The sequence below is a fragment of the uncultured Algibacter sp. genome, from assembly GCF_905480415.1.
Lineage (GTDB): Bacteria > Bacteroidota > Bacteroidia > Flavobacteriales > Flavobacteriaceae > Algibacter_B.
In genome coordinates, this window is sequence record NZ_CAJQQI010000006.1 from 1 (window position 1) to 23725 (window position 23725).

Below are 23725 nucleotides of genomic sequence, written 5' to 3' on the forward strand. Positions count from 1 at the left end.
CCTCTTTATTCTAGAGCCCGAAAACGTGTAGAATTAAATATTTCTAGAGATAAATTTAATGATAAGGTCTATCCAACTTACAAATTTCCTTTCAACTATAAAGGATTAAAAAACACTCTTAAAAGTTTATTTACCAAATTGTTAATAGGTTTTTATGATTCTGAAAAAGGAGTAGTTAAGTTAAGAGAGAAAATAAATAAATTAGAACATTCAACTTCCAAATTCGAGTATTGTAAAGCGCAATTAGAAAAGCATAAACCGGACTTAGTGTTTTGTACAACGCAACGTGCTACACAATCTATAAGCGCCTTATTGGCAGCGAAAGATTTAGGGATACCTACCGTTGCTTTCGTATATTCTTGGGATAATGTACCTAAAGCGATGCAAGTGGTGGAAACTGATTACTATTTTGTTTGGAGCGATTTAATGAAACAGCAAGTATTACAATACTATCCGTTTGTAAAAGAGCATCAAGTATTTGTAACAGGGACACCGCAGTTTGAGCCTCACTATAATGAATCATTCAAACAAACTAGAGAAGCTTTCTTCAAAGAAAACAATTTGGATTTGGCTAAGAGGTATATTTGTTATTCTGGTGATGATGAAACGACCTCGCCTTTAGATCAATATTACTTAGAAGATTTAGCAAATGCTGTTAGGGGTTTAAATGAAAAAGGTGAAAATTTAGGCATTATATACAGAAAATGCCCTGTAGATTTTACATCAAGATACGATGAAGTTATTGACGCTAATAAGGATATTATAGAGGTTCTAGATCCTATCTGGAAACAAGTAGGGAACCAATGGAACCAAGTACTACCAACACCCGAAGATTTTAAAATGCTATATAATGTATGTGAACATAGTGAGTTTGTAACTAATGTCTGTTCTTCAACAGTATTTGATTTTGTGGCGCATAATAAACCCTGTATTTACTATAACTATGAACAACCACAATTAAAAAAAGGCATTCGTGATATTGGTCAGAATTACAAATATGTACATTTTAGATCTATGCCAAGTCAAGAAGCAGCCGTTTTTTGTGCAGATAAAAATGATTTAGAAGGTTTAGTAAAACAGATATTAGTTGGGAAATTATCTAACGTTCAAGAGTGCAAAACGTGGTATAAAAACGTGGTTGGAAAAACACCAACTATAGCTTCTCAAACCATTTGGAATACCATTGATTCAATATTGAAATGAAACATCCGTGATTAAAAATTTATTTAGACCTAGGAATGATTTTTGGATGTTACATGTGACCATTGAAAAACAATAAAAATAAACAAGTGAAAATAGGTTTTATAACACCAGAGTATCCACATCCAAAGGTTAAATTCGCTGCGGGTATAGCTACTAGTATTAGAAACTTAGCCTTAGCATTGGTTAAAAAAGGAGTAGATGTTACTGTTTTTGTATATCATCAAAGAGAGTCAGAAATCGTTTATGATGAAGGTGTTGAAATTCATCTTATAAAAAAACAAACTTATAAATTTTTTACATGGTATTTTTATAGAAAACATGTTCAGAAATATGTAAGTTATGTGGTTCAGGAAAAAGCTATTGATATATTAGAGGCGCCCGATTGGACCGGAATTACAGCTTTTATGAAGTTTAAAGTACCATTAGTTATTAGATTTCATGGTAGTGATGCTTATTTCTGTAAATTAGATGGACGGAAACAAAAGTTTAAAAATTTTATGTTTGAAAAGTTAGCCATAAAAAAGGCTTCAGCTTACATTGCTCCAACAACTTATGCAGGTTTAGAAACGCAAAAGATATTTGGATTAAATAAAAAGAAAATTAAAACCATACATTATGGCTTGCAGTTAGAGTATTTTGTAAATGAAAACCCAAATGTATACAACAGAAATACCATTTTATATATTGGTACTATTATTAGAAAAAAAGGCGTTTTAGAATTAGCTCAAATCTTTAATAAAGTTCTTGTAAAAAAACCTAATACACAATTAATTTTAATAGGAGGAGACTCTTCTGATATTAAAACAGGCGAAAGTTCTACTTACAAGTTGATGGAGCAAATTTTTTCAACGAAAGCAAAAAAACAAGTAAACTATTTAGGGAAAATCCCTTATGAAGCAATAAAAGAACACATCAAGAAGGCCCATGTTTGTACATATCCATCTTTTGCTGAAACTTTAGGTATGGTAACCATTGAGTCTATGGCGATGCAAAAACCAGTTGTTAATACCAGTATTGGTTGGGCGCAAGAATTAATAGATGACGGCGTTAATGGGTTTTTAGTACATCCATCAAAAATTGATGATTATGCAGATCAAATAATTAAGTTACTAAATAATGATACGTTATGCAATCAAATAGGTAAGGCTGCCAGATTAAAGGTGGAAACGCTTTTTGATATTGAAAAAAATGTAGATATTAACTTTGATTTTTATAAATCTATTATAAACAGATGATTCTGCTGGTACATAAAGATGAGAAGGTTACAAAAATCACTGATTTAGAATCAAACGAGTTATTGGAAATTAGCGATGAAAACCCAATTAATGCTTTATTTAATATAGCAAGTGAATACCAAAACCGTATATTGATTTGGTGCCATGAAACCCTTCAACCAAATTTAAATTTCGAAGAAATTAAGAGCGCTTTTTATCTGAATAACTTGATGCTTTCATATTCAGTTTATCAGTATTTGCCAGAACAAATTGGTTATGTTGAAGACTCTCTATTTCTTAAAATAAATAAAAAAGTAAAATACCCTACATGGCTAGTTAGTAGTTTTGTAGGTGCTATTTACGCGTCTCAATTATTAAAATTTAATATTAAAATATATAAGAATGATACTTTTAATTTTGCATTAAACTCAATTGCTAAATTGGGTATATCAAAAGGTTTATTATGTTATTCTGAACCTAGATTATTACGCACTTTTAATTCTATCAAAAAAGAAAGTGCCTCAACACTTGAACTCTTCAAATTTGTAAAACTCCATTACAGAAGTGTTTGGAGTTTATTGTTGCTTATTAATTTTATAATCAATGAACATAAATTTCCTTTTACATCTTTTTTAAGAACTATTTTTTTAAGAAAAACAAACCCCGCATTAGAGTTTGATTTTGAACTCCTATCAACGGAATCCACTTATAGAAATTCAACCATCGATATTATAGTGCCAACTTTGGGCAGGAAAAAACATATTTATAATTTTATGAAGGATTTAGCGAATCAAAAGCATTTGCCTAATCAAGTTATCATTGTTGAACAAAATGAAAATAAAAACAGTATTTCTGATTTAGATTTTATTTCAAAAGAAACATGGCCATTTAAAATCATTCATAAATTTATATATAAAACTGGTGCTTGCAATGCCAGAAATATTGGGCTAAGTTTGATAGCTTCAGATTACGTTTTTTTTGCTGACGATGATATTAATGTATCATCAGACTTTATTGCTTCGACATTACAAACGATGAAAAGTTATAAATTACAAGCGGTAACTTTGAGTTGTTTGGGAAAAAACGATATTAAAAAATTTGATAAACCTATACAATGGACTGCTTTTGGTTCAGGTTGTAGTGTTGTTGAAACTAAAAAACTTAAGGACATAAAGTTTGATATGAGGTATGAATTTGGTTATGGAGAAGATGTTGATTTTGGTATGCAATTAAGAAATAACGGAACAGATATTATTTATCTGCCCTATCCAGAAATAATACATTTAAAAGCACCAATTGGGGGATTTAGAACCAAGTTTGTGCATCCATGGGAAAAAGACAATTTACAACCAAAACCTTCTCCAACTATTATGCTGAATAGAAAGTTAAATTCTACAAATTGCCAATTATTAGGGTATAGAACGACTTTGTTTTTAAAGTTTTACAAGCAGCAAAAAATAAAAAATCCATTTAAATATTTTTCAAGATTTAAAAAACAATGGCTAGTGAGTGAAACATGGGCTAATCGTTTAAATAAACCTTTATAGTTATGAATTTTTCCTTAATTATATGTACTTATATGAGAGATAAGCCTTTGCTGAAATTATTGAATTCGGTAAAAAGGCAAACTAGGTATCCGAATGAAATATTAATTATTGATGGGTCAACTGATAACAAGACACAATTGTTATTAAAAAAAAATAAGTTTGATAAATTAAAATATTTTAAAGTTAAAGAAAATCAAAGAGGGCTTACGAAGCAGCGTAATTATGGAATTAGTTTAGTCTCAAAGGAATCAGAAATTATTTGTTTTTTAGATGATGATATTATTTTAACCCCGGATTATTTTAAAAATTTAATACAGAGCTATAGCATACATACAGATGCTTTATCCGTTGGAGGGTATATTACAAATGAAGTAGAATGGAAAAAGATTTCAGATATAAAAACTGGTGATAAATTTTATTTTGATGGATGGGAGCGTAAAGAACCATCTAGATTTAAACTTAGACGAAAATTCGGCTTACAGCCTGATACGCCTCCAGGTTTTTTGCCAACATTTGCCCATGGCAGGTCAATTGGGTTTTTACCACCTTCTGGTAAAACATATAAAGTAGAACAAATTATGGGGGGTGTTTCCAGCTACAAAAAAGAAGTATTTAAAAAAATAGTGTTTTCAACTTATTTTGAAGGTTACGGACTTTATGAAGATGCAGATTTTTCACTTAGAATAGCAAAATTAGGTGCCTTATATGTTAATACTAGCGCACAGTTATCTCATCATCATGATGCTTCTGGGCGGCCAAATAAATTTAAGTACGGTAAAATGGTAGTTAGAAATGGCTGGTATGTATGGCGCGTTAAATATCCTAAACCAATATTTAAAACAAAACTTAAATGGCACGCCACAGCTTTTTTGCTAACCATAATTCGTTTTAGTAACATCTTTAATAGTAAACAAAAAAAAGAAATATTAAGTGAAAGCTTAGGTCGAATATTTGGTTGGTTTTCTATTATATTTAACAGCCCAAAAATTAATTAATGGATACCATTTACATATTAAACATACCTAATTTTTATTCTTCATATTATTTGTACGGACTCAATGAGGAGTTTAATGTTAAATTTAAAATGGATAAAGCATTTTTAAAATATAATAACAAACCAACATTAATTTTCAGACTAAAAGATAAATTAGGTGTTATTAATAATGATGATCCAGTGTATTTTGATCAAAATTTGTATGATCTTTCAGATTCATATTTTGTCACAAATAAACTTATTGATAACCCATCTTTTAACCAAGAAAATGTAAAACCACTATTTCCACATTATCCAATCAATATATTACCGTTGTATTTAAGGTTATTCAATTTTAGATTAATTAAATATTTTAAAATTAAGTCATTAGCTAGAGAGATTTATATTTTATTAAGAAGGCCATTATACAAGAACTATAATTTGAAAACTGAGAAAGAGAACTATATTTTTTTCTCCTCGAGTATTTGGAAAGATGAAGTTGAAACAAATAATATACGTGCAGAATTTATACGCTATTGCAAGACAGATGATCGCTTAGTTTTTGAAGGCGGTTTTATACCAAGATCTGATGGTAACAATTTTGATTTTCAAGCAGAGTTAAATCAAACAAAATATCCACCAAAAGTTTTTTCTAAACTAAGCAAACAATCAAAAATAGCTTTAAATAATGCTGCTGTTTGGGGTGCGGTAAGTTGGAGACTTGCAGAATATCTAAATCAAAGTTTATTTGTGTTATCTTTTCCATTTAAAATAGAACTACCTGTTCCTTTAAATCATGAAGAAGAAGTTTGTACAATAGAGCATATAAGCGACTATAAAAAGGTATTTGATAAAGTTCTGGGTAACCCAAATTATCATAGAAATATGGCCACAAACGGAAAGACATATTTTTCAAAATATTGTACGCCTCAGGCACAAGCAAAATATATTGTAAAAACTCTATTAAATTAGGGTTATTTGTATAAGACTAAATGAAATTTTTAATACTAACACATGTTCAACATAAATTAACAGACGGAAGTGTATCTGCCTATGCACCTTATGTTAAAGAAATGAATATTTGGTTAAAACATGTTGATGAGGTTAGTATTGTAGCTCCAAAAACATCAGAAATTAAAAATGATATAGACTTAGATTATGAACATAAGACTTTAAATTTTAATGAAATCCCTTCAATAGAATTTACCAACACAAAAAAAATATTATCATCCCTTTTTAAACTACCTTTTATATGTAGTGTAATTTTTAAAGCTTGCAAAAAAGCAGATCACATACATTTACGTTGTCCAGGAAACATTGGTCTAATAGGATGCTTGGTACAAATATGTTTTCCAAAAAAAATAAAAACAGCTAAATATGCAGGTAATTGGGATCCAAGAGCAAAACAACCGTTAACTTATAAATTTCAAAAATGGTTATTATCAAATACTTTTTTTACTAAAAATATAACAGTTTTAGTTTATGGTAATTGGAAAAATCAAACTAAAAACATAAAATCTTTTTTTACTGCTACTTATAACCATGAAGATCGTCAAATCCCAAAAACCAGAAATTATTCCGCTAGCCTAAAGTTTGTTTTTGTTGGAAGCTTAGTTGAAGGAAAACGTCCTTTGTTTGCTATTCAAATTATTGAGAAGTTGAATACGCTGGGTTATGATGTTGTAATAGATTTATATGGAGATGGCGTTTTGAAGACAGATTTAGAAACTTACGTAAAGAAAAATAATTTAGGATCTAAAGTGAAACTATTTGGAAATCAGAAAAATGAGGTAATTAAAGATGTTTTGAAAGAAGCTCATTTTTTAATTCTAGCATCAAAATCTGAAGGTTGGCCAAAAGCAATAGCAGAAGCTATGTTTTTTGGGGTTATTCCAATTGCAACGAGTGTATCATGCGTGGCTTTTATGTTAGATTATGGAAAACGTGGCATTATAATTAAGTCAAATTTGGAAGATGCTTTACATGTAATTAATATACAATTAGTAGCTCAAGAGAATTTAAAAATGATGAGTAAGAAGGCCGCTGATTGGTCTCAAAATTATACTTTAGACTTTTTTGAATCCAAAATAACTAAATTAATAAAACTCTAAATGAAAGTTCTTCAACTTATTGATTCTTTAGAAGGAGGTGGCACCGAGCGTGTTGCAGTGAATTTAGCGAATGCTTTATCATTAAATAAAGAAAGAACGTTTTTATGTACAACAAGAAAAGAAGGCCCTCTAAAAGAAAGTTTATTTAATGATGTAGAATATTTGTTTTTAGATAAACGTAATGTTTTTGACGTAGGAGCTATAAAGCGGCTTAGTCATTTTGTAAAAGCAAATGATATACAAATTATTCATGCCCATTCATCTTCTTTTTTTTTGGCAACTATTGTGAAATTTTTAAACTATAATATCTCTATTATTTGGCATGATCATTATGGCAACAGTGCATTTTTGGAAAAAAGAAAGTTTAGAATTTTAAAGTTTTGTTCAAGGTATTTTTCGCATATTTTTAGTGTAAATAAATCTTTAGAGGTTTGGGCACATGAAAACCTGAAAATCAAGAATATTACATACTTACCAAATGTTGCTGTTTTAAACGAAGACACTAAAATAACGTCTTTGGAAGGTATTTTAGGAAAACGAATAATATGCTTAGCAAATTTAAGATCACAAAAAGATCATTTTACATTAATTAATGCCTTTAAAAGTACTGTTGACTTATTCCCAGAATGGACATTGCATTGTGTTGGAAAGGATTTTAATGATAAATATTCTAAAGAGGTTAAATCTAAAATAGAAGAATTACATTTGGAGAAATCTGTTTTTTTATATGATAGTAAACCGGATGTTGCTTATTTTTTAAAGCAATGTGAAATCGGTGTGTTGTCCTCAAAGTCAGAAGGATTACCTATCGCTTTATTAGAATATGGATTATCCAATTTAGCGGTTATAGCAACAAAAGTGGGAGAATGTGAAACCGTTATTTCAAACGAAAACAATGGTTTATTAATTGAACCTTGTAATGCCAATCAATTAGGTCGAGCTTTAAGAATCTATCTAGAAAATAGGGAATTAAGAATAACACATGCAAGTAGATTTAATAAACATATTCTAGAGAATTATTCAATGAACGCCCAATTACAAACTATTAATAAAATCTATACCAACAGTATTAATTAGCATTGAAAAATATAAAATATATAAAGATAATTGGGTTACATGTTTTAATTGGTTTTGCAATTTTTGTCTTACCAGTTTTATCTAAAGTTTACTTTATAGGAATATTTGTTTTTTATACACATGCGATTTTTGAAGCAAAGCCATCCCAACGCGCATTAAAAGTTTTAATAGGGTGTAGTTACGTTGTAGGGGCAGAGGTTTTTTTAAGAATGACAAATGGAAACTTTTTATATGAAGCTTCTAAATATCTAGTTATTCTTTTTTGTTTAATAGGTATTTTTAAAGTGCCACATAATAAACAACCAATTTCTTACATCTTCTATATCTTTTTACTTATTCCAGGTATATTAATAGCAGGGTTTAATATGTCTGAGCAAACTAATATTAGAACAGCCATAGCTTTTAATTTAAGTGGCCCAGTGTGTTTAGGAATAGTTGCCGTTTTCTGTTATAAGCGTAAAATTAGTTATCAAAATATTCATAAAATTTTGTTTTCAATGGCCTTACCATTGGTGTCTACAGTTACTTATTTATTTTTCTTTACTCCTGTCATTAGGGATACAATAACAGGTACTGGATCAAATTTTGCGGCTTCAGGCGGTTTTGGTCCAAATCAAGTGTCTACAGTATTAGGGATAGGCATGTTTGTGTTTAGTGTTAGATTTTTTATGATGTCGTCGTCATTAATGCTTAAATTATTAAATGCTTTTCTAATTGCTGTAATGAGTTTTAGAGGTATTGTAACATTTAGTCGTGGCGGTATTATAACAGCTTTAATTATGATAGTAGCTTTCCTTTATTTTTATTTTAATAAAGTGAATACCAAAGCTAAATTTAGAATTAGTAGAATGTTTTTTCTCTTCGCAGGTATTGGGTTATTGATTTGGTTGTTTTCATCTATTCAAACAACTGGCTTAATTGATAAAAGATATGCCAATCAAGATGCCTTAGGAAGAGAGAAAGCTGATTTATCTACAGGAAGATCAGATTTAGTTTCTTTTGAAATAGGTGAATTTTTAAAAAACCCAGTTTTAGGTGTTGGAGTTGGGAAAATAAAAGAACTTAGGCTAGCTAGTGAAGGTATTTACGCTGCTTCACATAATGAAGTCAGTCGAATTTTGTCTGAACATGGTTTATTTGGAGTTTTAGCCATGTTAATTCTAATAATTACTCCATTAGTTTATCGGATGAAAAACAGATCAAATATTTTCTTTTTTTCTTGCTATATTTTCTGGTTCTTAACCATAAATCATTCCTCAATGCGTATAGCAGCTCCTGCATTTATATATGGTTTATGCATGTTGGATGTTCAATATAGAAATAAAAGAAAACCGATCATGAAAAAAGCTAAACTTGTTAAACAAATATAGTTTGGTGATGTTTTAAATATATTCAGTGAAAAAAATAATCTACATAGGAAACCAATTATCACAAAACGGTAGAACAGTAACAACTATAGATTCTTTAAGTCAATTATTAAGACAGGAAGGGTTTAACGTTTTTACAGCCTCAAAAAAGAACAACAAGTTTTTACGTTTGTTTGATATGTTGTTTCATGTGATTAATTACAGAAAGCAAGCGGACTATGTTTTGATTGACACATACAGCACATTTAATTTCTATTTCGCTTATTTTGTAAGTCAGTTGTGTAGATTACTTAAATTAAAATATATTCCAATTTTACACGGAGGAGACTTGCCTAACAGACTAAAGCAATCTCCGAAATTAACAAAAGCGATATTTAAAAATGCTTTAGTAAATGTCGCTCCTTCGAAATATACTCAAGCTAGTTTTGAAAGGTTCGGATTTAGTAATATAACCTGTATTCCTAATTCCATAAAACTTAAAAATTATGCTTTCAAGAAAAGAACTTTTGATAATATAAGATTACTTTGGGTACGTTCATTTTCGAAAATTTATAACCCATTATTAGCTATTGATGTCCTGCACGCATTGAAGAATAAAAATATGGATGCCGAGCTTTGTATGGCAGGTCCAGATAGTGACGGTAGTTTACTCGAAGCTAAAAAATACGCATATCAATTAGGTCTTGAGGTTACTTTTACAGGGAAATTATCAAAACCGGAGTGGATTAAGCTTTCAGAAGACTATAATATTTTTATAAATACTACAAATATTGATAATATGCCCGTTAGTGTCATTGAAGCTATGGCATTAGGGTTGCCAGTGGTGTCAACCAATGTTGGAGGGTTGCCTTTTTTAATAGAGCAAGATAAAACCGGATTCTTAGTGGAGCCTCATTCGGTAGTTTCATTTGTTGAATCTATAGAGGGCATTATTGATTCGCCAAGTAAAACCCATAAAATAATGGCAGAGGCCCGGGATTATGTAGAAAACTTGGATTGGGAAGTTGTTAAAAAACAGTGGATTAATGTCTTAAAATAATTCACGCTTAATAGATTTTACTTCCTATATTTATACTCTCTCAATTTATCCCCTGAAAATGTCTAATAGCGGTATTCATTTCAATATTTCTGAGCGTAAAGTACTCTTGCGTATTTTTGATGTACTTTCTATACTCTTAGTGCTTTATATTGTTAGCAATTGGTTTGATTTTGATTATTTCACCATAACAAAAGTAAAATGGACTTGGGTGTTAGTTCTCATTTTATACGTTTCCATTTTTGGAACCGTTTTTGAATTATATGATTTACAAAAGTCCAGTAAAATTGAAAAGATTGCAACAGGTATCGTTTTTACAGGTTCTACTACAGTTTTATTTTACCTTCTAACACCATTTTTTACACCGGCTTTACCAGATAATAGATTCCAAATACTATTCTTTTATTTTGCAATTCTAATTGCTTTGTTTTTATGGCGTACAGCGTATATAACTTTTATTGTATCTCCAAGATTTTATAAAAAAGTTTTAATTATTGGCGAAACATCTAATATAGAAGTCATTTTTGAGGCTTTTAAAGATTCAGATCCTAATTATAAAATAGTTGGTTTTATCAATTGCGAAGTAGATAAAACGGCTTCGGTAAAGTTTAATACTATAAAGGAATACGGTCCTAAGGAGATTAGAGAAGTTATTAAAAAAGAAAATTTATCTGAAATTGTTGTGGCTAGTTATAGCTCTGAAAATATTACTTCAGAAATTTATTTCACACTCATAAAATTATTAGAAGAAGGCTTTCCAATTAACGAATACACTCAGGTTTATGAAGATTTAATGCAACGTATTCCTGTACAGTTTGTTGGTAAAGATTTCTATAAATACTTTCCATTTAGTAGAAATAATCAAAATAAACTATACTTATTTTTTAACGGCCTTTTTGATGTTTTACTTTCACTAATAGGTATTTTAATAGGTTTAGTATTCCTGCCAATTATCTTATTAGGTAATTCTATCGCTAACCGTGGACCTCTTTTTTACACTCAAGATAGAATAGGGAAAAACGGAAAAATTTTTAAAATCATTAAATTCCGTACCATGAAAGAAAATGCGGAAAGATCAGGGGCAATGTGGGCGAAAAAGGGAGATGTTAGAGTAACGCCTTTCGGTAAATTTTTAAGACATTCAAGGTTAGACGAAATACCTCAATTTATAAATATCTTAAAAAGCGACATGAGCTTTATCGGTCCAAGACCGGAGCGCCCTTTTTTTGTTAAAGAATTATCGCAGATGTTGCCTTTTTACGAAACCAGACATATTGTAAAACCAGGTCTTACAGGTTGGGCACAGGTAAAAACAAGATATGCTTCTTCCGTTGATGATAGTTTGCTTAAACTGCAATATGATTTATATTATATTAAGCACAGAGGCTTCTTTCTGGACATTAATATTTTGATAAAAACGATGAGTACCGTTATTTTCTTCAGAGGTCAGTAATTGATGTAGCCTAAAGCTTATTGTAATGTTTTATTAAGAAAACATATCTAATAAATAAAGCGATTAGCAAGGGTATTAATCCAATGGCAAAAACTTGAACACCAATACTCCAGTGTAAAGTTAAAAGACAAAGTAGAATAATTAAAAATTTAATATACTTTATAAACCAACCACTTGCTTTTTTTCTTAGAAGTTGACCAATAAAAAGTATGTTGAGTGCAAAAGCCCATAGCAGATTGTAATTTTGGTGTGTGCCTTTATGATCGGTAGCAAACCATAACAATAATATCATGATACCTAGTAATCCTGTTACTATAAAAAGTGCAACATCTAGCCATTTAGTTCTTTTTTCTTTATTATAATCGTTAGAAGTAATATAAATGATTAATAAACCAATAATTCCTAAAATAAAAAGTGGGCTTGTTAAAAATTGACTAGCTTGATGAGAGGGCTTTTTAGAATATAAAATACGGCTTTCTTTAACCACTGGCTCATTGGTATTTTTAATGGTAGCATTTTCAAAGAAGCTGTAAATGTTTTCTGGTAAAAACATATGGTCTTCTGGAGTTGCTTTTTTATCAATGACAGAACCAAGAGCTAAATCGATACCCAAACTTCCCCAAGAATTTTTATTTAAGTTGTTATGAATTAATGTTCTAAACGTGGCGACTTCAAAATCTTTCGGATTGTGAAATGTAATCGTATTGTTTGAAGCTATATTTATTACATCTTTGATTTTTGTTGCACAATTATCATAAAAAAACTCATATAAATAAGGCCTATTTTCTGGTTTATAATTATTGATTAAGTATTCATAAAGCTTTTGTTTTTCCGTTTGAGAAAGATTTAAAACTTGCTCTTTTATTGTTCTGTTAAAACGTTGGGAATAAGCATAATAAAAAATTTTAAAATCAATTTTACTTATTAAATAATTAAGTTTTCCTTGTGCAAATTTTAAATAGAAATTAGGAGCATCAAAATCGTATTCACCATAACCATAAGTAACATCAATACGAATTGAAGGGTCTTTAATTCTAAATGCACTATGCCCAAAAGCATCATTTAAAGTGGTTCCAGGCCCTACAGTGAGTACACTAATTTCGGCTTGTTCAGACAACCTGATTTGCTGAGCATGAGATACTTTAATAAATAAAAAGAGACCTAAGAGTAGTAATGTTTTTTGCATGTAATTAAGATTACCTAAAGATACTAAAATCAAGTTTTAGAGAAAATACGTTGGAATAAAGTGCTACACTTTGGTCTCCAATATCAGTAAAGGCGTAATCGATTTGAATACCGTTATATTTAAACCCTAAACCAAAACTTGGTTGAAAACTAAGTTGTTCACTATTGTCAAATTGTGTTTCATTTTGAAAATTACCCATGCCAGCACGTAAATAAACCATATCGATATAACCAAATTCAAAACCTAAAGCAGGATTTATACTAGCAAAAGATGTTGAAATGACATCGTTATTTTCTTCAAAACGAACATTTAAGTTAACCGATGTCAAAAGTGTATAATCAAAGTTAAAATCAACTAATTTAGAAATCCCAATTTGTAATTTTGGGATGGTAATTTCAGTACTTTCAGGCAGTTCTTGATTTTGACCTTCAACAGCATCACTAATGGTAGCAAATTCATCTTCATCAATAGCCCATGCGTTAAAAGTGGTTGTAATGTCTCTGGCCATGATTCCAAACTTCCAATTGTTGTTAGTTTCAAACTGAACGCCAACATCTAAACCAAAACCCCATGAGGAAGCAAAATCACCAATTATTCTTCTAACAACTTTAGCATTCACACCATAGTTTAAACCTTGAACAGGTAATTGCCGTGCATAAGAAAAGGTTAATCCATAATCGGCAGTAGAAAACAAGCTGATTCTATCGTAATTTATGTTGCCTTCAGCATCAATAAGTTGTGTGGTGTTTAAAATATCATCAACAGCAAAACGAATTAAAGATATTCCAACGGCACTTTTATCATCTAGAGGCATTCCAAAAGCAGCATAATCGTAGTTTGCAATGTTTGCAAAATAACTAGAGTGCATTAAAGCAAGTTGATTGTCTTCAAGTTTTAATAAACCAGCAGGATTCCAATATCCAGAATTCACATCAGAAGTGTGAGATGTTACGGCACTACTCATTCCCAATGCAGCAGCGTCCACACCAATATTCATAAACTCATTAGAATATTTCCTAACAGTTTGACTAAATAAAGAAGCAGATACGACACAAAATAATGTGGTGATGTAAACTCTCAATCGCAATTTTTTTACAAAGATGCACATAATTTATATTCTTTAAAACTTCAAAATATAATAGATATTGCTTTAGACTGAAATTGTTTGTTATTTTTACAAAATCAAAACAAATCGATATGAAAAAATACGTACCCAATGCACTGACACTTTTAAATCTATTGTGCGGAAGTATTGCTGTGATTCTTGCTGTTAATAGCAATTTTGTTACGGCAGCTTTATTTGTGTTTTTAGGCATATTTTTTGATTTCTTTGATGGTTTTGCAGCTAGAAAACTAAAGGTCCAAAGTGAATTAGGATTGCAATTAGATTCGTTGGCAGATGTGGTTACTAGCGGGTTAGTCCCAGGAATTATCATGTATAAGTTATTGGCATTAATCCTTGAGTCAGAAATGGTATCAGTGACTAGTTGGGCGTCAAACTCAAGCGGAATAGAATTTAATTTGCCAACACTCCCGCTTTTAGGATTGTTAATTACTTTAGCCTCAGCTTACAGGTTAGCAAAGTTCAATTTAGACGAAGACCAACAAACCTATTTTAAAGGGTTGCCAACACCAGCAAATACGTTGCTAATTATATCATTACCCTTAATTATCGAATTTCAGAATAACGATGCTATAAACACCATCATTCTTAATAAATGGTTTTTAATTGGGTTGACGTTTTTAAGTTGTTATCTGCTGAATTCAGGGATTAAATTATTCGCATTAAAATTTAAAAATTATAGTTTTAAAGGGAATGCAACCCGTTACATTTTTATCATTTTATGTTTGGTGTTACTTATCGTATTAAAGTTCGCTGCCATTCCAATTATCATATTACTTTATATTAGCATGTCTGTTTTAGATAATTTAACTTCAAAATAAATATAATGGCTTCAGGTTTTTTTGCGCTCTTAGACGATATAGCTAGCTTAATGGACGACGTGGTGGTGATGAGTAAAATTTCCACCAAAAAAACAGCAGGTATTTTAGGTGATGATTTAGCTGTAAATGCAGAAAAAGCTACGGGTTTTTTAGCCTCAAGGGAACTTCCAGTTTTATGGGCAATAAGCAAAGGATCTGCGCTTAATAAATTAATTATTTTACCAGTTGCTTTTTTGCTCAGCGCTTTTGCGCCATGGGGAGTTACTTTAGCTTTAATTTTAGGAGGTGTTTATTTAGCCTTTGAAGGATTTGAAAAAGTGTATCATTTTTTCTTTCCACATAAAGATGAAGGCTTTGAAATAAACCATTCTGAGGAGGATGTTATTTTATCTGATGAAGATATGCGTTTAACTGAAAAAATGAAGGTTAAATCAGCAATTTTTACTGATTTTATACTGTCTGTAGAAATAGTAATCATTGCGCTTGGAACAGTGATTGGTAAACCCATTTTGTTTCAAATTTTAGTTGTTTCTGTGGTGGCCGTTATAGCTACAATTGGAGTCTACGGTATTGTAGCTCTTATTGTTAGAATGGATGATTTTGGTTTGAAATTAGTTGGTTTAAGTGATAATAAAAAAAGCATATCGAATATCGTTGGAAATCTCTTGATAAAAACCTTACCATGGGTTATAAAAAGTTTGTCTGTTATTGGTACGATAGCATTATTGATGGTTGCAGGAGGCATTTTTGTTCATAACATAGATTTTTTGCATCATTTTTTAGAAATACTCCCAAGTTTTATTAAAGATTTTGTTGTAGGTTTAATTGTTGGGTCTCTGGCATTTTTTCTAGTAAAAGCCTTTATTTTTATTAAGACTAAGTTATTGAAGAAGAAACAGTAGGAAAAGAAGTGAAACCTGTTTTTAAAAGTGGATCCTAACTTTTTAGGAATGACAAACCAAAAACAATAATAAAATAATCAAATGACGCTAAGTGTCTAATCGCGAATCTTCTTTTTACGAAGTTCAAAGTTTTGTCCTAAATACACTTTACGTACCATTTCATCATTAGCTAATTCTTCAGGAGTACCATGTTTTAAAATACCTCCTTCGAACATTAAGTAAGTTCTGTCAGTAATAGCTAGTGTTTCTTGTACATTATGATCAGTAATAAGAATACCAATATTCTTTTTGGTAAGTTGCGCTACTATGCGCTGAATATCTTCAACAGCAACTGGATCTACACCTGCAAAAGGTTCATCTAAAAGTATAAAACTAGGGTCGGTAGCTAAAGCACGAGCAATTTCAGTACGACGACGTTCACCACCAGATAATAAATCCCCACGGCTTTTTCGAATATGACCTAAACCAAATTCTTCAATTAAGGATTCCATTTTGTCTATCTGTTCCTTCTTACTCAATTTAGTAAGTTGAAGTACACTCAAAATATTATCTTCTATACTTAATTTTCTAAATACCGAAGCTTCTTGAGCTAAATATCCAATACCATTTTGCGCACGTTTGTACATCGGGTATTTTGTGATTTCTGTATTATCTAAATAAATATGACCGCCGTTAGGCTTTATTAAACCTACAATCATATAGAAAGACGTTGTTTTTCCGGCACCATTAGGTCCTAAAAGTCCAACAATTTCACCCTGATTTACTTCAAGAGAAACATCCTTTACTACTTTTCGTCCGCTATAGGACTTCATTAAATTTTCGGCTCTTAAAATCATAATTTTATATACTGAACGCTAAAAATAGTAAAATCATATACACTATTATAGCAGAATTTTTAATTTATGTTTACTCTTGAGATTCTAAAGCATCCCAAAATTCGTAGGCACGACGTAAATGCGGAATAACAATAGTGCCGCCAACTAAAGTAGCAATGCTTAAAGCTTCAACAACTTCTTCTTTTTTTAATCCAACCTTATAACTTGATTCTAAATGGTATTTAACACAATCATCACATCTTAAAACGGTTGACGCGACTAATCCTAAAAGTTCTTTTGTTTTAACATCTAAGGCGCCTTCCGAAAAAGCGTTAGTATCTAAATTAAAAATACGTTTAATCACCTTATTGTTATCAGCTAAAATGTTATTATTCATTTTAGCACGATAGTCGTTGAATTCTTTAACAATATCAGACATGTTGTTCTTTTTCTTTTCTTTTTTGGTTTTTAATGACAACTTTAGAAATATAGATACTTACTTGGTATAATATTAAAATTGGGATGGCTACTATGACTTGACTTGCAATATCTGGTGGTGTAATAATGGCTGATAGAATAAGCACAACTACCAAAGCATATTTTCTATATTTTCTTAATATTTGTGGCGTTACCAATCCTATTTTAGTTAAAAAATAAATAATAATTGGTAACTCAAAAATTAACCCTGAAGCCAAAGCAGAAGATCTTACCAACGCTATATAAGAACTTATATCTATTTGATTGTCCACTTTTGTAGAAATGCTATAATTAGCTAAAAAGTTTAAAGACAGGGGCGTTACTATATAATATCCGAATAGTACACCTATGAAAAATAAAAGCGATGAAATAATAATAAAACCACGCGAATGTTTACGCTCATTACCATGTAAACCAGGACTAATAAACTTCCATAGTTGATAGATGACGTATGGAAAGGAAATAATAAATCCACCTAAAATGGCTGTCCAAATATCAGCAGAAAACTGTCCTGCCATAGTTCTGTTTTGTAATATCATTGGCATTTCTTCAGCACAGAATGTCGTGTTTAAGCCAATAAAATTTGCGGTTCGACATAACATATCATAAGTTGGAAAGCCCATGTCTAGTGGTGCGAAAATTATTTCGTCAAAAACAAATCGGCTAAAAATAAAGGCAAATGTGCCTACGATAACAACAGCCGTTATGATTCTAATCAAATGCCAGCGTAAATCTTCAAGATGATCTAAAAAAGACATCTCATTAATTTCTTTTTTTGCCATTATATAATGCCTTCTTTTATTAAATCGTGTAAATGTACCACGCCTGCATATGTACCATTTTCTTCAACTAGTAGTTGAGATATCTCATTAGTTTCCATAACCTCCAAAGCATCAATAGCCATAGCTTCAGTTTCAATACGTTTTGGGTTGGCACTCATTATATCTTTTGCGGTTAATCCAGAAAAATCATCAACTTGACTTAACATTCTACGTAAATCACCATCTGTAATAATACCAATAATTTTATCCTGTTCAATAACCGCAGTAACACCTAACATTTTCTCAGTAATTTCGATAATCACATCTTTAATACTGGTGTTTGCCAACACTTTTGGTTTTTCGTTTACCGAGGAAATATCTAGAACACGCAAATATAATTTCTTCCCTAAAGCTCCACCTGGATGGTATTTAGCAAAATCGTTGCTAGAAAAACCACGTAATTCTAACAAACATACAGCAAGTGCATCACCAATAACAAGTTGGGCAGTGGTGCTTGTAGTAGGCGCTAGGTTATTTGGACAAGCTTCTTTTTCAACATAGGCATTTAAAACAAAATCGGCATGCAGTCCTAAAAAAGATTCTGTATTACCAGTAATGGCAATCATTTTATTTTTTGCACTTTTTATAAGAGGAACAAGTACCTTAATTTCTGGTGTGTTTCCACTTTTAGAAATACAAATGACCACATCATCTTCAAGAATTAAACCTAAATCACCATGAATAGCATCTGCGGCGTGCATAAAAATAGCAGGTGTTCCAGTAGAATTTAGTGTCGCTACAATTTTGTTAGCAATAATGGCGCTTTTTCCAATACCTGTTATGATAACTCGTCCTTTAGAGTTGTAAATGAGTTGTGTAGCATCTGCAAAATCATCTGTTATCAAGCTAGACAAGTTTAAAATGGCTTGACCTTCCATTTCGATAGTATGCTTCGCAATGTCAATAATGGATTTTTTGTCTTTCAAAGTTTGTTTTTTTGAGTTGATATTTAAAGATTTTGTTATCTTTAGTGTTAATCAAATTGAATTTTGTTGTAATTTGAAAATTCGTTACAAAACTAACGAAAAAAAATATGAGGGTTCTCTAAATGCTAAACGAAATTAATCAAACAAAATTTTTGCATGTCTAGAGATTTAATCAAACAATAATTTTATACAATTCATGTCAATAACAAAAAGCGACTTGCATGCTTCGCTAAAAAAATATTTTGGATTTGGTAAATTCAAAGGACTTCAAGAAAGTGTCGTAGAAAGTTTATTATTAGGAAGACACACGTTCGTAATAATGCCAACAGGCGGAGGTAAATCGTTATGTTATCAATTACCTGCACTTATGCAAGAAGGAACAGCTATTGTAGTTTCTCCTTTAATTGCTTTGATGAAAAATCAAGTAGATGCCATAAGAGGTATTTCTAAGGAGCATGGTGTTGCGCATGTCTTAAACTCTTCATTAAACAAAACAGAAATAAAACAGGTTAAAGAGGATATCGTTAACGGCATTACAAAATTACTTTATGTAGCTCCAGAATCATTAACTAAAGAAGAGAATGTTGAATTCTTAAGGTCTGTAAAGGTATCCTTTATGGCCATTGATGAGGCGCATTGTATAAGCGAATGGGGACATGATTTTAGACCAGAATACAGAAACTTACGTCATATTATAAAACGTATAGGTGATAACATTCCAATTATTGGTTTAACTGCTACAGCAACACCTAAAGTTCAAGAAGATATTATTAAGAATTTGGGTATTGGAGATGCTAAAACATTTAAAGCATCTTTTAACAGACCTAATTTATATTATGAAGTACGTCCAAAAACTACAAATGTAGATGTTGATATCATTCGTTTTATAAAGCAGAATGATGGGAAATCTGGTATTGTTTATTGTTTGAGTAGAAAACGAGTTACAGAGTTAGCACAAGTACTTCAGGTAAACGGCATAAATGCAGTGCCTTATCATGCTGGGTTAGATGCCAAAACACGCTCAAGTCATCAAGATAAATTCTTGATGGAAGATGTAGATGTGGTAGTAGCTACTATAGCATTTGGTATGGGAATTGATAAACCCGATGTACGTTTTGTAATTCATCATGATATTCCTAAAAGTATAGAAAGTTATTACCAAGAAACCGGCAGAGCAGGGCGTGATGGAGGCGAAGGCCATTGTTTGGCGTATTATGCCTATAAAGACATTGAGAAATTAGAAAAGTTTATGTCTGGTAAACCTGTTGCAGAACAGGAAATAGGGCAGGCCTTATTGCAAGAGGTTGTTGCTTTCGCAGAAACGTCTATCTCTAGAAGAAAATTTATTCTTCATTATTTTGGTGAAGAGTTCGATACTGAAACTGGCGAAGGTGGCGATATGGATGATAATATTAGGTATCCAAAAAAGAAAGTTGAAGCCAAAAGCGATGTTAAAATACTTCTTGAAACGATAGATAAAACCAACGAAAAATACAAGTCTAAGGATTTGGTAAATGTCATAATTGGTAAAGAGAATGCCTTGATTAATTCTCATAAAACGAACGAACAACCCTTTTTTGGGGATGGAAAACACAAAGACAATAAATATTGGATGGCTCTGTTAAGGCAAGTATTGGTTTCTGGTTTTCTTAAAAAAGACATTGAAACTTACGGCGTTATCAAGTTACAAGATGAGGGTAGCGCCTTTATAAAAAAACCAGTTTCTTTTATGATGACCGAAGATCACATATTTGAAGGCGAGCAAGAAGATGGTAGCATAATTACTGCTGAAAAAGGAAGGGGCGCAGTTGCCGACACTGTATTAATGAGTATGCTGAAAGATCTACGTAAAAGCAGTGCTAAAAAACTAGGTGTACCACCTTTTGTTATTTTTCAAGACCCATCTTTGGAGGATATGGCATTAAAATATCCTATTAACATAACCGAATTAAGTAATGTTCATGGCGTAGGAGAAGGGAAAGCTAAGAAATATGGAAAAAATTTCGTGGCACTAATAGAAAAGTATGTTGAGGAAAATGATATTGTTCGTCCAGACGATTTAGTTGTAAAATCAACTGGCATTAATTCTGCTAATAAATTATACATTATTCAAAATGTAGACAGAAAATTACCACTTGATGATATTGCTTCCTCGAAGGGGATGTCTATGGGAGATTTTATAAAAGAAATGGAAGCTATTGTGTATTCAGGCACTAAATTGAATATAGACTATTGGCTGCATGATATTTTAGATGAAGACCAACAAGAGGAAATTCATGAATACTTTATGGAATCTGAATCTGATGATATTGACGCAGCAATTGACGAGTTTGATGGCGATTATGATGACGAAGAACTTCGCTTATACCGAATAAAATTTATTAGTGAAGTAGCTAACTAATTATGCTGTAATTTGGGCGCTAGCCAGCTGGTATCATGGTTACCGGAGTGTTGCGTTTTTCGTTACAATCTTACTTGTGCTGAATTTGTTTCAGTATCCCATTAAGTTTTTCAAACGTAATTACGAGGATTTCAAACAGACTGCGATTTAGTAAAAACTTCTCGCAATGACGTTAACTAAGCACAGATCGCCACGCCGTAAAAACCCATTAACTTATAGTGTAGTAAAGATAACTTCTTGTTTTTTGGCAGATAACTTTAAAGATGTAATACTCTTTTTGTCAAATTTAGAAACGTCTTCCTTTTCAATTTGAAAATCTATTCTTGTAATAAAACTATTTGATACACTTGAATGGTTGGATTCAAATTCATCCATATCAGAATTTAGTATTAAATTAAATTTTTTGCCTTCAATACTAAGATTGCCACCATTTTTAGTTTTAATTTTAAACCGGCCTACAACTATAGTGATTACATAATAATAACCTCCCAATTCTGAAACTTTTGCAAATAGAACATTTTGTTCTGAAACAGCAAAGGCCTCTTCATCAATAGATTTAATAATATCTTTAATATAATTATCATCATGAGTTGGCTCTAAGGAAGGCGTATTCCCAAAAGCGTTTAAGATTTTATTTAACTTAAATTTCATAAAGAAATGATTTTTGTAAAACTAGAATTATAATTAGAATGCACAAAATTATAATCGTAAATCATTTCATGTGATTGTATTTATTATTGTACAATGACACATGCGGCATACATTTTATGATTTTGTTTAAGTATTAAGTTTTAGTTATGTATGTTTCATATATTTGCATCTTCAAATAAAATTAGAAAAATGCAAGACGGATTATACGCAAAATTTAATACAACAAAAGGAGAAATTCTCGTTGCTTTAGAATTCAAAAAAACACCTGGAACAGTAGGTAACTTTGTAGCTTTAGCAGAAGGAAACCTAGAAAATTCAGTAAAACCTCAAGGAACACCATATTATGATGGTTTAAAATTCCATAGAGTTATTCCAGATTTTATGGTTCAAGGGGGGTGCCCACAAGGTTCAGGTTCTGGAAATCCAGGATACAAATTTGATGATGAGTTTCATCCAGATTTAAAACACGACGGACCAGGAGTATTAGCTATGGCAAATGCAGGACCAGGAACAAATGGAAGTCAGTTTTATATAACACATATTGCAACTGATTGGTTAGATAATAAACATACCGTTTTTGGAAAAGTAGAATACGGTCAAGAGGTTGTTGATGCCATTGCACAAGGCGATAAAATTGAAAGTTTAGAAATTGTTCGTGCAGGGGCTGATGCTGAAGCATACAATGCTGTTGAGGCTTTCAGAACTTTTGAAGGTTCAAGAGAAAAAAGAGAAGCAGAAGTTAAAGCCGCAGCAAACGCAGAATTAGATAAATTAGCTACAGGTTTTGATAAAACTGAAAGTGGATTGCGTTATCAAATCATTCAAAAAGGAAATGGTGTAAAAGCAGAAAAAGGACAAACGGTTTCTGTGCATTACAAAGGTCAATTATCAGACGGAACTGTTTTTGATTCTTCATACAAACGTAACGCGCCTATTGATTTTCCTTTAGGTGTTGGTCAGGTTATTGCAGGATGGGACGAAGGTATTCAATTATTAAAAGTTGGAGATAAAGCAAGACTCGTTATACCAAGTCATTTAGGATATGGCAGTGCTGGTGCTGGAGGTGTTATACCACCAGATGCTACGCTTGTATTTGACGTAGAGTTGATGGATGTGAAATAGAGTTAGTTACTATAATAAAGTAACAAATATTAGAAATAGTCGTCTCATTTATAATGAGGCGATTTTTTTGTGTTTTATTCAAATGATGTAACTCAATCCAAATGAATACAAAGACATTATTTCTTACGATTATATTAAAGTTGAAGATTCTTTTAAAATCCCTAGTGCTTATATAAAGCTTATAGATTATGATAAAGCACTTTTGGGGTATTTAAACATACAAAAACAAGATTCTACAAGTACTATTTTGGAAGAAGGGTATTTTAATAGTTTAGGCTATAATTTCATTAGAGGTAAGAAATATACTGATGCTGTGGGAATATTTAAAATCAATGTCGCATTGTACCCTTAAAGCTCAAATGTTTATGATAATTTAGCTGAAGCATATTTGTTGTCCGGCGATAGTTTACAAGCGTATAATAATTATAAAATGGCTTTCAATTATGATAATAGAAATAATCGAGCGAAAGAATTTGTAAACAAATATGATAGTAAGCTT

The 23725-nt window shown here is 31.2% G+C and carries 22 protein-coding genes; 15 read left to right on the plus strand and 7 right to left on the minus strand.

What is annotated here, in order from left to right; translation table 11 throughout:
• From QZ260_RS00435 to QZ260_RS00480, 10 genes are all read left to right on the plus strand, one after another.
• A partial coding sequence (locus QZ260_RS00435) for a CDP-glycerol glycerophosphotransferase family protein (RefSeq protein WP_295981486.1) occupies window positions 1–1203 on the plus strand: 1203 nt, incomplete at its 5' end.
• Between the two features lie 62 nt (window positions 1204–1265).
• Window positions 1266–2438, plus strand: a complete 1173-nt coding sequence (locus tag QZ260_RS00440) for a glycosyltransferase family 4 protein (protein WP_365968940.1) — start codon at window positions 1266–1268, stop codon at window positions 2436–2438.
• Entirely contained in the window at window positions 2435–3964 is a 1530-nt protein-coding gene (locus QZ260_RS00445) for a glycosyltransferase (protein ID WP_295981489.1), read from the plus strand. The genes QZ260_RS00440 and QZ260_RS00445 overlap by 4 nt, the downstream gene beginning before the upstream one ends.
• A 2-nt stretch (window positions 3965–3966) precedes the next feature.
• Window positions 3967–4959: a glycosyltransferase gene (locus QZ260_RS00450; protein WP_295981492.1), complete on the plus strand. Its 993-nt coding sequence runs from the start codon at window positions 3967–3969 to the stop codon at window positions 4957–4959.
• Complete coding sequence (locus QZ260_RS00455; protein ID WP_295981494.1) at window positions 4959–5909, plus strand: hypothetical protein; 951 nt, start codon at window positions 4959–4961, stop codon at window positions 5907–5909. Before QZ260_RS00450 ends, QZ260_RS00455 begins: the two co-directional genes overlap by 1 nt.
• Before the next feature lie 20 nt (window positions 5910–5929).
• Window positions 5930–7048, plus strand: coding sequence for a glycosyltransferase (locus QZ260_RS00460; RefSeq protein WP_295981497.1), 1119 nt, complete (start codon window positions 5930–5932; stop codon window positions 7046–7048).
• A complete protein-coding gene (locus QZ260_RS00465) occupies window positions 7049–8125 on the plus strand; it encodes a glycosyltransferase (protein WP_295981499.1) in 1077 nt (358 codons plus the stop codon).
• 2 nt (window positions 8126–8127) lie between these two features.
• On the plus strand, window positions 8128–9495 hold the full coding sequence (locus QZ260_RS00470) for an O-antigen ligase family protein (protein WP_295981501.1): 1368 nt from the start codon (window positions 8128–8130) through the stop codon (window positions 9493–9495).
• Between the two features lie 25 nt (window positions 9496–9520).
• Window positions 9521–10531, plus strand: a complete 1011-nt coding sequence (locus QZ260_RS00475; protein ID WP_295981503.1) for a glycosyltransferase family 4 protein — start codon at window positions 9521–9523, stop codon at window positions 10529–10531.
• Window positions 10532–10589: 58 nt separating this feature from the next.
• Entirely contained in the window at window positions 10590–11981 is a 1392-nt protein-coding gene (locus QZ260_RS00480; protein WP_295981505.1) for a sugar transferase, read from the plus strand.
• A gap of 10 nt (window positions 11982–11991) precedes the next feature.
• Here the strand turns inward: QZ260_RS00480 and QZ260_RS00485 are convergent, their stop codons facing one another.
• Window positions 11992–13167 (minus strand): DUF4105 domain-containing protein, encoded by a 1176-nt coding sequence (locus tag QZ260_RS00485; RefSeq protein ID WP_295981508.1) that lies wholly within the window; start codon window positions 13165–13167, stop codon window positions 11992–11994.
• 10 nt (window positions 13168–13177) lie between these two features.
• Window positions 13178–14164, minus strand: coding sequence for a PorV/PorQ family protein (locus QZ260_RS00490; protein WP_295981606.1), 987 nt, complete (start codon window positions 14162–14164; stop codon window positions 13178–13180).
• A 200-nt stretch (window positions 14165–14364) separates the two neighbouring features.
• Here QZ260_RS00490 and QZ260_RS00495 point away from each other — a divergent pair, with 200 nt between their 5' ends.
• A complete protein-coding gene (locus QZ260_RS00495; RefSeq protein WP_295981512.1) occupies window positions 14365–15111 on the plus strand; it encodes a CDP-alcohol phosphatidyltransferase family protein in 747 nt (248 codons plus the stop codon).
• Between the two features lie 5 nt (window positions 15112–15116).
• Window positions 15117–16013, plus strand: a complete 897-nt coding sequence (locus tag QZ260_RS00500; protein ID WP_295981514.1) for a DUF808 domain-containing protein — start codon at window positions 15117–15119, stop codon at window positions 16011–16013.
• A 95-nt stretch (window positions 16014–16108) separates the two neighbouring features.
• Here QZ260_RS00500 and lptB read toward each other — a convergent pair whose 3' ends face one another.
• The 4 genes from lptB to QZ260_RS00520 form a co-directional block, all read right to left on the minus strand.
• A complete protein-coding gene (gene lptB / locus QZ260_RS00505; protein ID WP_295981516.1) occupies window positions 16109–16849 on the minus strand; it encodes an LPS export ABC transporter ATP-binding protein in 741 nt (246 codons plus the stop codon).
• Between the two features lie 70 nt (window positions 16850–16919).
• On the minus strand, window positions 16920–17267 hold the full coding sequence (locus QZ260_RS00510; RefSeq protein ID WP_295981519.1) for a carboxymuconolactone decarboxylase family protein: 348 nt from the start codon (window positions 17265–17267) through the stop codon (window positions 16920–16922).
• Window positions 17260–18087, minus strand: a complete 828-nt coding sequence (gene tatC, locus QZ260_RS00515; protein WP_295981521.1) for a twin-arginine translocase subunit TatC — start codon at window positions 18085–18087, stop codon at window positions 17260–17262. Before tatC ends, QZ260_RS00510 begins: the two co-directional genes overlap by 8 nt.
• A complete protein-coding gene (locus QZ260_RS00520) occupies window positions 18087–19052 on the minus strand; it encodes a KpsF/GutQ family sugar-phosphate isomerase (protein WP_295981523.1) in 966 nt (321 codons plus the stop codon). The genes tatC and QZ260_RS00520 overlap by 1 nt, the downstream gene beginning before the upstream one ends.
• Window positions 19053–19248: 196 nt before the next feature.
• Between QZ260_RS00520 and QZ260_RS00525 the strand changes: the two genes are divergently transcribed.
• Entirely contained in the window at window positions 19249–21453 is a 2205-nt protein-coding gene (locus tag QZ260_RS00525; protein WP_295981526.1) for an ATP-dependent DNA helicase RecQ, read from the plus strand.
• A 213-nt stretch (window positions 21454–21666) separates the two neighbouring features.
• On the opposite strand, the gene QZ260_RS00530 is transcribed toward QZ260_RS00525, so the two are convergent.
• Window positions 21667–22104 (minus strand): hypothetical protein, encoded by a 438-nt coding sequence (locus QZ260_RS00530; RefSeq protein ID WP_295981528.1) that lies wholly within the window; start codon window positions 22102–22104, stop codon window positions 21667–21669.
• A gap of 189 nt (window positions 22105–22293) precedes the next feature.
• Here QZ260_RS00530 and QZ260_RS00535 point away from each other — a divergent pair, with 189 nt between their 5' ends.
• Both QZ260_RS00535 and QZ260_RS00540 read left to right on the plus strand, forming a co-directional pair.
• Window positions 22294–23226, plus strand: a complete 933-nt coding sequence (locus QZ260_RS00535) for a peptidylprolyl isomerase (RefSeq protein WP_295981609.1) — start codon at window positions 22294–22296, stop codon at window positions 23224–23226.
• A 202-nt stretch (window positions 23227–23428) separates the two neighbouring features.
• A complete protein-coding gene (locus tag QZ260_RS00540; protein WP_295981530.1) occupies window positions 23429–23578 on the plus strand; it encodes a hypothetical protein in 150 nt (49 codons plus the stop codon).
• The last annotated feature ends 147 nt before the right edge of the window (window positions 23579–23725 follow it).